Here is a 12090-nt window from a genome sequence, read left to right as displayed (position 1 = left end):
CTGCTCCGCGCGGGCCGGACGACGCGGCGCGCCGACCAGCCGAAACGGTGGCGTGGGGGCATCCGGCGGTGTTGACTTCGCCCATGCACGGACAGGCGACCTGACGCATGGCGCGACGTCCCGGACTCATCGACACCGCCGTCGACGCGCTCCGCAGCCGCATCACCTCGGGCGAGTGGCCCGTCGGCTCGCGCATCCCCCCCGAACCCGCCCTCGTCGACCTGCTGGGCGTCGGCCGCAACACCGTCCGCGAGGCCGTGCAGTCGCTCGTGCACGCCGGGCTGCTCGAGCGTCGGCAGGGGTCGGGCACGTACGTGCTGTCCAGCTCGGAGCTCGCGGTCACGATGGGCCGGCACATCGCCGACGCCCGGCAGCGCGACGTCGTCGAGGTGCGCCGTGCGCTCGAGGTCGAGGCCGCCCGGCTCGCCGCCCGTCGCCGGACCGCGACCGACGCGTCCGCGCTGCTGGACGCGCGCGACGCCCGGGCAGCCGCCTACCAGGCCGGCGACCTCGACAAGATGGTCGTGACCGACCTGGACCTGCACCGCACGATCGTGCGCACCGCCGCGAACCCCGTCCTCGTGTCGCTGTACGAGAACCTGCTCGACGCGATCGGCGAGAACATCCGGTTCAACTTCGTGAGCGACACCCACGGGGGCGACGCGCACGACGGCCTGGTCGAGGCGATCGTCGCCGGGGACGACGGTCGCGCCGTCGCGGAGACGTCGGGGTACCTGTCCGCGTTTCTCGGCGAGGCCTGACGGGCTGATACGCTGACGCTCGCTTCCGGCCCGCACACCCGTGTGCGCGCCATGCGCCCGTAGCTCAGTGGATAGAGCGTCTGCCTCCGGAGCAGAAGGTCGTAGGTTCGAATCCTATCGGGCGCACCCCTGAAGGCCGTGTCTCCGCGCAGCGGGACACGGCCTTCGTCGTCTCTCCGCCCGTCAGCTCCGCCAGCGCGTCCAGCTCGGGTCGTCGACGACGCTCCTCCACGTCTCGTCGACCTCGGCCCACGTCCACGGGGTGTCCCCGAGCACGGGTCCGGATGCGCCGACGACGACGGTCTCCCGGTTGTCGTCGTACCGCGCGCTCGGCCCGTGGTGACCGATGAGTCGTCGCCCCTGCGTCGGCCGGCCCGCGATGTGCAGGATCCACAGCCACATGACCCAGCCACCGCCGGCGTGCTCGTCGTCGTGCTGGGAGAACTCGATCGTGAGGCACGGCGCCGTCGTGCCGAGGCCGGAGAGCCGGACGGGCGGACCGACGTACGTCCCGGGCTCGCCGATGAGCATGCGGGTCCAGTCACCCAGGTAGGTGGCCACGACCGGGTGCAGCGTCGCCAGGTCGTCCCGGGCGGGCGGCCGGTCGCATGCCACGGCGTCGAGCACGCGGAGGGTCGCGGGCTCCAGGTCAGGGCGCAGCGGCACGCGGAAGGACCAGGTGGGGTACGAGCTCACGCCGGGCACCCCAGGCGCTCGGCGGGACGGCGCCGACCGCCGCCGGACGCCGTCCCGTCAGGGGCCTCGTCAGATCATGCGCGGCGCCTTGGCGAGGTTCTCGACCAGCTCGGCCCGGTTCTGGCGGACGACGTAGGCCGGGCGGTCGCGCTCGACGCGCCACGACTCGCTCAGCGGCGAGACGTCGACCGTGTCGAACCCGAGAGCGTCGTACAGGGCCGTGACGTGCTCGACGGCCTCGGGGTGGTCGCTCGACGTGGCGAGGGCGCGGCGCTCGGCGCTGCCCGCGGGGTGCCCGTCCGTCGTGATGTCGGGGGCGCCGATGTGGTTGAACGCCTTGACGACCTTGGACGTCGGCAGGTGCTCCTGCAGCAGCCCGGACGTGGTCTTCTCACCACGGTCCAGGGCCTCGATGTGGCCGTCGCGCTCCCAGTAGTAGTTGTTGGTGTCGAGCACGACCTTGCCGGCCAGCGGCTCGACGGGGATGTCGGCGATCGCGCGCAGCGGCACGGTCACGACGGCGATCTCCGCGGCGGCGGCCGCCTCCGCGGCGGTGGCGGCGCGCGCCTGCGGGCCGAGGTCCGCGACGAGCGCGTCGAGCGTCTGGGGTCCGCGGGAGTTGGCGATGACGACGTCGTGGCCCAGCCCGATGACGGCGCGGGCGACCTGGCTGCCGATGTGACCGGCGCCGATGATTCCGTAGGTGGTCATGTCCGGTGCAATAGGACCGCGCGGGTCGCCATTCCCCTGGACGGGAGGCGTCCACCTGTCGGTCACCGGTCGGCGCAGTGCCCGGACTCACAGTCGTCCGGGCGGTCGCGTCGTTGACGCGGTCCCGCCCCGACCGCACGATGGAGCCGGCGACCGTCCCGGTCGCTCGGCGAGCCGTGACCGGCGCTCGCACCCCCGACGTCCCCACGCACGCGGCCTTCGACGCGTCCGTCCGGACGCCCCCGATCCTCGAGCCCGCCGCGGCCACCCTGGAGCACGCATGCCTTCGACCACCCTCCGCCGTCGGCGCCGCGCGCGCCTCGGGACGCTCGTCGCCGCCGCCCTGGTCGGCCTCGCGGCCACCCCTGCCCTCGCGACGCCCGCCGCAGCCGCCATCGGCGACTCGTTCGACGACGACCTCAGCTGGTACGACACCGGGCGCTGGCACAAGGCCGACGGGTGGACGAACGGCGGGATGTTCGACGTCGGCTGGCGAGCCGACCACGCGTGGCACAGCGGCGGCGTGCTCGGGCTGAACCTCGACACGACGCCGTGCCCGTCGGGCTGCTCGGGTCGTCCGTACGCGGGCGCGGAGGTCCGGTCGAACGACCTCTACTCCTACGGGCGGTTCGAGGTGCGCATGAAGGCCGCGGCCGGCTCGGGCACGGTGACGTCGTTCTTCACGTACACCGGACCGAGCGACGGGCAGCCCTGGGACGAGATCGACGTCGAGATCCTCGGCAGGAACACGCGGCAGCTGCAGACGAACTACTTCACCGACGGCGTCGGCGGCCACGAGACCGTGATCGACCTGGGCTTCGACGCCGCCGCGGCCTACCACCAGTACGCGATCGAGTGGTGGGACGGCGGGACGATCAACTGGTTCGTCGACGGGCGCCTCGTGCACCAGGAGGACGGGTCCCGCGGCCCGCTCCCGACGCGTCCGCAGCGCATCATGATGAACTTCTGGCCCGGCGTCGGGGTCGACGACTGGCTCGGCCCGTTCCGGTACGAGGGTCAGCGCACGGCGACGTACGACTGGGTGCGGTACACGCGCTACTGACGAGCGTCGCGGGCGAGGGGTCGGGCGACGGGTGCCCCCGTCACCCGACCCCTGCTCCCCTCGGGCGCCGGCACGCGCCCGTCGGACTCCGCACCGGTCCGCGTCCACGACGGACGAGGCCGAGGAGCAGCACGGAGGGCTCGGTGCAGGACCGGTCGTGCCAGCCCGGCTGGAAGCGGTTCCAGTCCCGCGGCCCTCATCGTGGTGCGAGCACGTCGGACCCGTCAAGCCCTCAGGACGCAGGAGCGGATCCCCGCACGACGAGCGTCGTCGGGAGCAGGACGGGCTCCACCGGGCGCCCCTCGATCGCCTGCACGAGCGCCGCCGCGAGCTCGGCCCCGAAGCGTCGGATCGGCTGGCGGACCGTCGTCAGGGGCGGGTCGGTCTGCTGCGCGACGGGCAGGTCGTCGTACCCGACGACGGCCACGTCGTCCGGCACCGACCGGCCGTGCGCCCGCAGCGTCCGCAGCGCGCCCGCCGCCATGTTGTCCGAGCCCGCGACCACGCCGTCGAGGTCGGGGTGCCGCTCGAGGAGCCGCTCCGTCGCCCGCTCGCCGGAGTCGGCGCTGAAGTCGCCGTCCTCGACCCAGACGTCGGCGCCCGCCGCCCGGAGCGCGGCCTCCGCACCGCGGCGGCGGTCGACGGGCGCACGCAGCTGCTCGCCGCCCGTGATGATGCCGACCCGCCGGCGACCCGTCGCCAGCAGGTGCTCGGCCGCGCGGCGGCCGCCGTCCTCGTTGTCGACGTCGACCCACAGGCCCGGGTCCCCGTGCAGCGGCCGACCACCGAGCACCACGGGGCTGTCGCTGGCCCGCGCGACCGCGAGCAGCGGGTCGTCGCCGCGCGTCGCCATGAGCATGAGGCCGTCGGTGCGCCGCGACTGCAGCGCACGCTCGAGACGGGCCCGCCCCCGGTCGGACGCCGCGAGCAGGAGCGTGAGGTCGAGGTCGGCCTCCTCCAGCACACCCGCGACGCCCACGATGACCTCGACGTAGAACGGGTCGGCGACGAGCGCCGGGTCGTCCCCCGACACCGCGAGGACGACGGCGCCGGCGCGGTTCGTCGCGAGCGCGCGAGCCGTCGCGTTCGGCACGAACCCGAGCTCCTCGACCGCGCGCGCCACGGCGGCGCGCTTGGCGGGCGAGACGTTCGGCTCGCCGTTGACCGCCCGCGAGGCGACCGTGCGCGAGACACCGGCGTGCCGCGCCAGGTCGTCGAGCGTCGGACGGCGGCCCACGACCCCTCCTCGTCGACGGCGCCCGGCACGCCCGGGCGGGATACGTCCACGCTAGCGGGCGGCACGGTGCCGTCGGGCGACACGGGCGCCGCGCGTCGCGCCGTCGGTCCCTGGGTCCGAGGTCCCGGTGGTCGGCGTCGGCCCGGTCCGCGCGTGCGGCCTTCATGGGATCTTGACCGGCCCTGAACGGGACGTGCGGAGGCCGCCGGGACGGTGGTGCCGACGCCGGAGGGACCGGCGCCCGCACGGGAGGAGACCCCGATGGTCGCCACTGCACCCACCTCCGCCGGCACACGCCCGGCGCCCGACGTCGCGCGCGGCCGCGCCCTCCGCATCGGCGTCGTCGCGGCCGTCAGCGTGGCCGTCGCCGCGCTCGCGCTCGCGCTGCCGGTGTGGCCGGCGGGCGAGGACATGGGGTCGACGCACTACATGGGGCTGCTCGCGGCGAACCAGCCGTGGAACCTGCTGCTGTTCATGGCGGTCCCGGTGATCCTCGCCGAGACCATCGCGGTCTCGGAGCTCGCCATCCTCTTCCGGCGTCCGGTCCCGCCCGTCGTCGCGGCGCTCAACCGGTACGCCGGCCTGGTCGCCGGGTTCTTCTTCCTCGGCGTCGTCGTCTACCTGACCAAGCACGCCGTCGTCCCGCTCACGACGTCCGGTGGCTGGCGGGGACCCGCCGACGTGATCGCCGTCGGCTTCTACCTGCTCGGGATCGTGCCGCTGTACGGCATGACGCTGCTCGAGACACGGGTCGTCGGCGCCGGCTGGGACGCCGAGCACCGCCTCAAGGTCCACGCGACGCTGGTCGGGCTGTTCCTCGTCGTCGCCCACGTCGCGATGATCGCCGGGATGCTCGACCCCGCCGTGCTCGGCTGGCAGCCCACCCACGTCATGGACGACGGGTCGAGCATGGCCGGGATGACGCACTGAGCCCCCGGGCGCAACCGACGTCAGGCCGGCGGCAGGGTCACCGTGAACGTGGCGCCCGCACCGGGCCCGTCGCTCGCCGCCGTCAACGTCCCGCCGTGCGCCTGGACCAGCGCCCTGCTGATCGCCAGGCCGATCCCGGACCCGCCGTGGCCGCGGTCGCGTGCGGTGTCGACGCGGTAGAAGCGCTCGAGCACGTGCGGCAGGTGCTCGGGCGCGATGCCCTCGCCCGTGTCGGCGACGCGCAGCGACACCAGCCCGTCGGGTTCGCGCGCGGCGGCGAGCACGACCCGGCCGCCCGCCGGGGTGTGCCGGACGGCGTTCGCGAGCAGGTTGTCGAGGACCTGCGCCACGCGCGTCCGGTCGACGGCGACCGGCGGCAGGCCGTCGGGCACGTCGAGTGCGAGGGCGACGTCCGCCGCGGCCGCGCGCTCGCGCACCGCTCCGGCCGCCGCGTGCAGCAGGTCGGCGGGGGCGACGGGCTCGCGGTGCAGCGGGAGGTCGCCCGACTCCGCACGCGTCACGGCCGCGAGGTCGTCGGCGAGGCGCGTCAGCCGGATGCTCTGCTCGCGCAGGACTGCGAGCGTGTCCTCGTCGAGCGGCTGCATGCCGTCCTCGATCGCCTCCAGGTAGCCCGCGATCGTCGCGACGGGCGTGCGGACCTCGTGCGCGACGTCCGCGAGCAGCCGGGCACGCAGCCGGTCGGACTCGTGCAGGCGGGCCGCCATCGCGTTGAACGACCGGGCGAGGTCGTCGAACTCCGTACCGAGCCCCGGTTCGGGGACCCGCGAGTCGTAGGCGCCCGCCCCGACCCGCGCAGCCGCGGTCGACACGGTGGCGAGCGACCGGCCGATGCGGCGGTTGAGGACCACGCCGACGACCGCGGAGACCAGCGCAGCAGCGCCGAGCGCGAGCGCGAGCGAGACGGTGCCCGCGTCCTGGAAGGCCTGCTCGGCGTGCAGGACGGCGGCGTCGTGGTCCGCCATGCCCGCGCGCACCATGTGCTGGTGGAACAGGCCCGGCCCGACGGCCGCCGCCACGAGCCACGCCGTCACGGCGGCTGTCGCGAGCACGACGACGAGCGCGCCCACGAGCAGCGCGCCGAGCCCCCAGGCCGCCGCTCCGTGCCGCGCCTCGCCTCTCACGCGCCCGTCCCGATCCGGTACCCCACACCGCGGACCGTCCGGACGTAGCGCTGCGCCTCCGCGGTGTCGCCGAGCTTCTGGCGCACGTGCAGGACGTGGACGTCCACCAGGTGCTCGTCGCCGACCCAGCCCGGACCCCACACGAGGTCGATGAGCGCCCGGCGGCTGAGGACCCGTCCCGGGCGGTCCGCGAGCGCCGCGAGCACGTCGAACTCGGTGCGGGTCAGCGGCACCGCCTCACCGTCGCGGTCGACCTCGCGCGCGTCCACGTCGATCCGCAGGTCTCCGACCACGAGCACGCGCCCGGCAGCCCCGGCCGCGGCCGCCGGTGCCGCACGTCGCGGGCGGCGCATGAGCGCGGCGACGCGCGCCATGAGCTCGCGCGGGCTGAACGGCTTCGTCACGTAGTCGTCGGCGCCGACGGACAGGCCCACGACCGTGTCGAGCTCGTCGGCACGGGCGGTCAGCATGACGACGTAGCAGTCGGAGAACGTGCGCAGCCGACGGCACACCTCGACGCCGTCGAGGCCGGGCAGGCCGAGGTCCAGCACGACGAGGTCGGGGTCCACCTCCCGCAGGACGTCGACCGCCAGGGCACCGTCGTGGCAGAGGGTGGTCGCGTAGCCGTCGCGCTCGAGGTACCCCGCGACCAGGCGCGCGAGCGGTTCCTCGTCGTCGACGACGACGGCCCGGCGCGCGGGGGCGGACGGCGTTGTGCTCACGTCACCATCTTGTCCGGCACGACACGTCGGACCCGGGACCTTCATCGAACCTTGATCGGACGACGAGCCGCCGTGCGGTGCCGGCGAGCGACAGTGGCCGTCTCCGAGCGGCCCACCGCGGCCACCGGGGAGCACGCACCGCACCTGGAAGGACCCGTCCCGTGAGCACCACCCTCCGTCGCGCCGTCGGCGCGACCGCCGCCCTGACCCTCGTCACCACCCTCGTCGCGTGCGCCGGCGACCCCGCGGGGACCGCCGCGGGAGCTGACCGCCCGACGACGAGCACCGCGCAGCCCGTCGACGCCCGTCACGACGAGACCGACACCTGGTTCGCGCAGATGATGGTCGTCCACCACGAGGGGGCGGTCGAGATGGCCGAGCTGGCCGTCGACCGCGCCGCCACGCCGGAGGTGCGCGACCTCGCGCAGCGCATCGCCGACGCGCAGGGACCCGAGATCGCGCTGATGAGCGGCTGGCTCGCGGCGTGGGGCGAGGACGCACCGGGCGCGATGGACCACGGCGGGATGGACCACGGCGGGATGGACATGCACGGCATGGGCCAGGACGAGGCGATGGGGTCGCTCGACGGGCTCGACGGCGTCGCGTTCGACCGCGCGTTCCTCGACCTCATGATCGCGCACCACCGCGGTGCCGTGGAGATGGCGGAGACCGAGCTCGCCGACGGCACGCATCCCGACGCGCTGCGGCTCGCACGCACGATCGTCGACGACCAGACGGCGGAGATCACCGAGATGCAGAACCTGCTGAACGCGCTGTGAGCAGCGGTCACGAGGGGGCGACCCGCGCGATCACGTACCGTCGTCCGGTGCCGCACGACGACTCCCCCGCCGACCTCTCCCGCGCGGACGGCAGCCTGCCCGGGCTGACCGCGTGCGCGCTGTGCGCGGGCGAGACGCTCGAGGGCGTCGACGTCCTGCCCGGCGGCCAGGCGGAGCGGCTGCGACGGCTCGCGGAGACGGGCGTCGCACGGCTGACGTTCGTGGACTGCCTCGACGAGTGCGAGCGCGGCGACGTGGTCGTCGCCCGGCCGACCGCGCACTGCCGCCGCGCCGGCGTGGCACCCGTGTGGTTCGAGCGTCTCGCGGGTGACGAGCCGACCGAGGCGCTCGCCGCCTGGCTGCGGCGGGGCGGACCCGGTGGCGGCCCGCCGCCCGCGGTGCTGCGCGACCTGGTGATCGACCGGGGACTGGCGGACGGCGAGGCACCGACGCTCGACGGTGACGCCCCGACGCACGTGCACATCGCCTAGCCCGGCAGTCAGGCGCGCGTCGCGCCGCTTCGTTAGCGTCGGGCGCAACGGTCGGTCCGTCGTCAGGGAGGGCAGCGGATGCACCACGTCGAGGTGTTCCTGCTGGTCGCGGGGGCGGTCCTCGTCGCGGCGGCGTGCCGGCGGCGCGGCCTGCCGTCGCCGCTCGTCATCGTCGCGATCTCGCTCGTCGTGTCGCTGATCCCCGGGGTCCCGCGGTACGAGCTCAACTCGGAGATCCTGCTCGAGTTCGTGCTGCCGCCGCTGCTCTACTCCGCCGCCCTCGCGAGCTCGTACCGCGACTTCCGCGCGCAGCTCAACTCGATCACCCGCCTCGGCGTCGGTCTCGTGCTCGTCAGCGCGCTCGCCGTGGCGCTCGTCTTCTGGGCGCTCGAACCCGCGGTCTCGTTCGCGGTCGCGCTCGTCCTCGGCGCGGTCGTCGCACCGCCCGACGCGGTCGCCGCCGCCGCGGTCGGTCGCCGGCTCGGCCTCCCGCGGCGCGTCATGACGGTGCTGTCCGGCGAGAGCCTCATCAACGACGCCACGTCGCTCACGCTCTACAAGGTCGCGCTCATCGGCGCGACGACGGGCGCGTGGGCGTTCGGCGGGGCGCTCGGGACCTTCGTGGTGGCCGTCGTGGCGGGTGTGGCCGTCGGGCTCGCGATCGGGTGGGTCGTGCACGCGATCCGCGTGCGGCTCGACGACCCCGTCGTCGCGTCGGCCATCGGGCTGCTCACCCCGTTCGGGGCGTACTGGGCGGCCGAGGCGGTGCACGGGTCGGGCGTGCTGGCCGTCGTCGCCGCGGGTCTGTACCTCGGGCACACCTCGCCCCGGGCCGGCTACGCGACGCGGCTGTTCGAGGAGCCGATCTGGTCGACGCTGGACATCCTGCTCGAGTCGTTCACGTTCGCCCTCATCGGCATCCAGCTCCCGTGGATCATCCGTGACCTCGTCGCCTCCGACCAGGGCCTGGGGCACGCGGTCACCGTCTCGCTGGCCGTGCTCGTCGTCGCGGTCCTCGTCCGGCCGCTCTACGTCTTCGGCACGGCGTGGTTCGACAACCTGCGCCTGCGCGGCAGCCATCGACCGGAACGGGACGCGCTCACCGTCCGCGAGTCCGCCGTCGTGTCCTGGGCCGGGATGCGGGGCGTCGTCACGCTCGCCGCCGCCGCCGGCATCCCCGCGACGATCGACGGCGGGCCGTTCCCCGACCGCGCGACCATCCAGCTCGCCGCCTACACGGTCGCGATCGGCACGCTGCTCGGGCAGAGCCTCACGCTGCCCTGGGTCATCCGCCGGCTGGGCGTCGGGTCGGACGACGAGGCGGCGTCCGACGCGTCGCAGGAGGCCGCGACGCGCATCGCGACCGCCGACGCCGTGCAGCAGGTGCTGGAGTCGAAGCGCGGCGAGCTCGCGAAGGCCGTCGGGCAGCCGGCGGCGGACGAGGCGATCGACGCGCTGTCCGCGCGCTGGCGGGGGCGGGCTGCGGCCGCGGCCGTCATGCTCGACCCCGAGAACGCGCCCGACCTGCTGCCCGACGACGTCGACGCGCGCGAGAGCGCCCGCGGGCTCGGACCCGTCGGGAACGCGCGCGACGGCCGGCTCCCCGGCGCCGCCGAGGGCCGCCGCACCCAGCGGTTCCGCCGCGAGATCATCGCCGCGCAGCGCGAGGTGCTCATGCAGCGCCGCGACGCCGGCGAGCTCGACGAGGCCGTCATGCGGCGGATGATGCGCGAGCTCGACCTGGAGGACGAGAGCCTCGCCTCGTCGTGGCTCGAGCGCGTGCGCGACTGACGGCGACTCGCCGCGCCGGCCCGGTCACTCGGGCGCGTGCCGGTCGAGGAACTCGTACACCTCGGTCGTGTCGACCCCCGGGTACGCCCCCACGGGCAGGGCGGCGAGCAGCGACGCGTGCGGGCGCGCCGACGGACGCGCCTGGTCGCCCCAGCGCTCGGCGAGCGTCGACGGCGGCGTCCGGCAGCACGTCGGGTCCGGGCACCGGCTCGTCGCGCGCTCGGTCGTCTCGCGGCCCTGGAACCAGCGGACGTGCGCGAACGGCACGCCGACGCTCACGGAGAACGCGCCCTGCGACGACGGCTGCACGCGCGAGGTGCACCAGTACGTGCCCGACGACGTGTCGGTGTACTGGTAGTACGGCGTGAACCGGTCGGCGAGCGTGAACACGACGCGCGCGGTCCAGTGGCGGCAGACGGGCTGCCCCTCGATCGCGCCGAGCGGGTCGGACGGGAAGACGACGCCGTCGTTCTCGTACGCCTTGTGCAGCGTGCCGCCCTCGTGGACCTTCATGAAGTGCACCGGGATGCCGAGGTGCCGGGTCGCGAGGTTGGTGAACCTGTGCGCGGCCGTCTCGTACGGCACGGCGAACTGGTCGCGCAGGTCCTCGACCGACAGCCGCCGCTCGGCCTTCGCCGCCTGCAGGTAGGCCACGGCGCCGTCCTCGGGGAGCATGAGCGCGGCCGCCATGTAGTTGGCCTCGACGCGCTGGCGCAGGAAGTCCCCGTAGCTCGTCGGCTCGGCGTGGCCGAGGACGTGCGACGCGAGCGCCTGGAGCAGCGGCGAGCGGCTGTCGCTCACGCCGGCGCCGCCCTGCGGCAGGTAGATGCGGCCGTGCGCGAGGTCGGTCACGGTGCGCGTCGAGTGCGGCAGGTCGGGCACGTGGTGCAGGGAGAAGCCCAGGTGGGCCGCGATGTCGGCGGTCGCGCGCTGCGACAGCGGGCCGCCCGCGTGCCCGACGGCCGTGAGCAGGGCGCGCGCGTGCGCCTCGAGCTCGGCGAAGTAGTTGTCCTGCGCGCGCATCCGGGCGCGCAGCTCGGCGTTCGCGCGGCGCGCCTCCTCCGGCGTCGCGGCGTTCTCAGTGAGCAGGCGCTGCACCTCGCCGGCCAGCCGGACCAGCGCGTCGAGCGCGTCGGTCGGGAGCGACTTCCCGACCTTGACCTCGGGGATCTGCAGCGAGGCGAACAGCGGTCCGCGCTGCGTGCGCTCGAGCTCGACCTCGAGCGCGGCGCGCCGGGTCGGCGGCTCGGGCCGCAGCAGCTCCGCGACGGGCACGCCGAGCGCGTCGGCGACGGCGGACAGGACCCCGACGCGGGGCTCACGGTGGCCGTTCTCGAGCATCGACACCTGCGACGGTGCGCGGCCGATCGCGCGGCCGAGGTCGTCGAGGGTCATGCCGCGCGCGGTGCGCAGGTGCCGGATCCGGCGGCCGAGGACGAGGGTGTCGAGCGCGCCGGACGACGGGGGCGGGGGTGCCGCAGGGCGGGGCGACGTCGTCGTCATGCCCCCACGGTGACAGCAGCGCCCACGTTCCGTCCAGGAGAAGGAACCCGATCCTTCCGGTCTGGAAGCGGTCTCATCGGGCAACGTTCGCGGCTCAGCCGCAGGTAGGCCGCGCTTCTTCCGTCGAACCGGCGCACGACCCGCACGGACGGCGTCCGACGACGCTCCTTCCGTGGCGAAGAAGAACGCCGGAACTTCACTGTCGCCGCATCGGTGCGTGGGCGCTCGCAGGGACCACGGTGGAGGTGCGGGCGGAACCGGACC

Annotated in this window: 12 protein-coding genes and 1 tRNA gene; 7 read left to right on the top strand and 6 right to left on the bottom strand. The window is 74.8% G+C overall.

Annotated elements, in window-relative coordinates; translation table 11 throughout:
- The first annotated feature begins 107 nt into the window (after positions 1-107).
- Both OMK64_RS13860 and OMK64_RS13855 read left to right on the top strand, forming a co-directional pair.
- A complete protein-coding gene (locus OMK64_RS13860; protein WP_168678375.1) occupies positions 108-761 on the top strand; it encodes a FadR/GntR family transcriptional regulator in 654 nt (217 codons plus the stop codon).
- Positions 762-814: 53 nt separating this feature from the next.
- A tRNA-Arg gene (locus OMK64_RS13855) sits at positions 815-887 on the top strand.
- Between the two features lie 57 nt (positions 888-944).
- Here OMK64_RS13855 and OMK64_RS13850 read toward each other — a convergent pair.
- Both OMK64_RS13850 and OMK64_RS13845 read right to left on the bottom strand, forming a co-directional pair.
- Entirely contained in the window at positions 945-1457 is a 513-nt protein-coding gene (locus OMK64_RS13850) for a hypothetical protein (RefSeq protein WP_272728964.1), read from the bottom strand.
- Between the two features lie 69 nt (positions 1458-1526).
- Positions 1527-2168 carry an NADPH-dependent F420 reductase gene (locus tag OMK64_RS13845; protein ID WP_272728963.1) on the bottom strand — a complete coding sequence of 214 codons (642 nt, stop codon included), beginning with the start codon at positions 2166-2168 and terminating at the stop codon, positions 1527-1529.
- Between the two features lie 280 nt (positions 2169-2448).
- On the opposite strand from OMK64_RS13845, the gene bglS reads away from it, so the two are divergent.
- Positions 2449-3231: a beta-glucanase gene (gene bglS, locus OMK64_RS13840; protein WP_272728962.1), complete on the top strand. Its 783-nt coding sequence runs from the start codon at positions 2449-2451 to the stop codon at positions 3229-3231.
- A 232-nt stretch (positions 3232-3463) separates the two neighbouring features.
- Here the strand turns inward: bglS and OMK64_RS13835 are convergent, their stop codons facing one another.
- A complete protein-coding gene (locus OMK64_RS13835; protein ID WP_272728961.1) occupies positions 3464-4468 on the bottom strand; it encodes a LacI family DNA-binding transcriptional regulator in 1005 nt (334 codons plus the stop codon).
- 261 nt (positions 4469-4729) lie between these two features.
- Between OMK64_RS13835 and OMK64_RS13830 the strand changes: the two genes are divergently transcribed.
- Positions 4730-5398, top strand: coding sequence for a DUF6803 family protein (locus tag OMK64_RS13830; protein ID WP_272728960.1), 669 nt, complete (start codon positions 4730-4732; stop codon positions 5396-5398).
- A 20-nt stretch (positions 5399-5418) separates the two neighbouring features.
- On the opposite strand, the gene OMK64_RS13825 is transcribed toward OMK64_RS13830, so the two are convergent.
- Together OMK64_RS13825 and OMK64_RS13820 are read right to left on the bottom strand one after the other, a co-directional pair.
- On the bottom strand, positions 5419-6540 hold the full coding sequence (locus tag OMK64_RS13825) for a HAMP domain-containing sensor histidine kinase (RefSeq protein ID WP_272728959.1): 1122 nt from the start codon (positions 6538-6540) through the stop codon (positions 5419-5421).
- Positions 6537-7307: a response regulator gene (locus OMK64_RS13820; RefSeq protein ID WP_272728958.1), complete on the bottom strand. Its 771-nt coding sequence runs from the start codon at positions 7305-7307 to the stop codon at positions 6537-6539. The genes OMK64_RS13825 and OMK64_RS13820 overlap by 4 nt, the downstream gene beginning before the upstream one ends.
- A 116-nt stretch (positions 7308-7423) precedes the next feature.
- Between OMK64_RS13820 and OMK64_RS13815 the strand changes: the two genes are divergently transcribed.
- The 3 genes from OMK64_RS13815 to OMK64_RS13805 all read left to right on the top strand — a co-directional run bounded on the left by OMK64_RS13815 (position 7424) and on the right by OMK64_RS13805 (position 10323).
- Entirely contained in the window at positions 7424-8041 is a 618-nt protein-coding gene (locus OMK64_RS13815; RefSeq protein ID WP_272728957.1) for a DUF305 domain-containing protein, read from the top strand.
- A 47-nt stretch (positions 8042-8088) separates the two neighbouring features.
- Positions 8089-8532, top strand: coding sequence for a hypothetical protein (locus OMK64_RS13810; protein WP_272728956.1), 444 nt, complete (start codon positions 8089-8091; stop codon positions 8530-8532).
- 78 nt (positions 8533-8610) lie between these two features.
- Entirely contained in the window at positions 8611-10323 is a 1713-nt protein-coding gene (locus OMK64_RS13805; RefSeq protein ID WP_272728955.1) for a cation:proton antiporter, read from the top strand.
- Between the two features lie 24 nt (positions 10324-10347).
- On the opposite strand, the gene OMK64_RS13800 is transcribed toward OMK64_RS13805, so the two are convergent.
- Positions 10348-11826, bottom strand: a complete 1479-nt coding sequence (locus OMK64_RS13800; RefSeq protein ID WP_272728954.1) for a helix-turn-helix transcriptional regulator — start codon at positions 11824-11826, stop codon at positions 10348-10350.
- Positions 11827-12090: the final 264 nt, after the last annotated feature.

Origin of the sequence: Cellulomonas fimi, assembly GCF_028527925.1 — a bacterium.
GTDB classification, from domain to species: Bacteria; Actinomycetota; Actinomycetes; order Actinomycetales; family Cellulomonadaceae; genus Cellulomonas; species Cellulomonas fimi_C.
Note: the sequence above shows the minus strand (reverse complement) of the source record. Positions and strands in the feature narration are given on the sequence as shown.

Excerpts from the sequence above, each read along its gene's own strand:
- OMK64_RS13860 (WP_168678375.1), top strand. The coding sequence starts at position 108 with ATGGCGCGACGTCCCGGACTCATCGACACCGCCGTCGACGCGCTCCGC.
- OMK64_RS13845 (WP_272728963.1), bottom strand. The coding sequence starts at position 2,168 with ATGACCACCTACGGAATCATCGGCGCCGGTCACATCGGCAGCCAGGTC.
- bglS (WP_272728962.1), top strand. The coding sequence starts at position 2,449 with ATGCCTTCGACCACCCTCCGCCGTCGGCGCCGCGCGCGCCTCGGGACG.
- OMK64_RS13830 (WP_272728960.1), top strand. The coding sequence starts at position 4,730 with ATGGTCGCCACTGCACCCACCTCCGCCGGCACACGCCCGGCGCCCGAC.
- OMK64_RS13820 (WP_272728958.1), bottom strand. The coding sequence starts at position 7,307 with ATGAAGGTCCCGGGTCCGACGTGTCGTGCCGGACAAGATGGTGACGTG.
- OMK64_RS13805 (WP_272728955.1), top strand. The coding sequence starts at position 8,611 with ATGCACCACGTCGAGGTGTTCCTGCTGGTCGCGGGGGCGGTCCTCGTC.
- OMK64_RS13800 (WP_272728954.1), bottom strand. The coding sequence starts at position 11,826 with ATGACGACGACGTCGCCCCGCCCTGCGGCACCCCCGCCCCCGTCGTCC.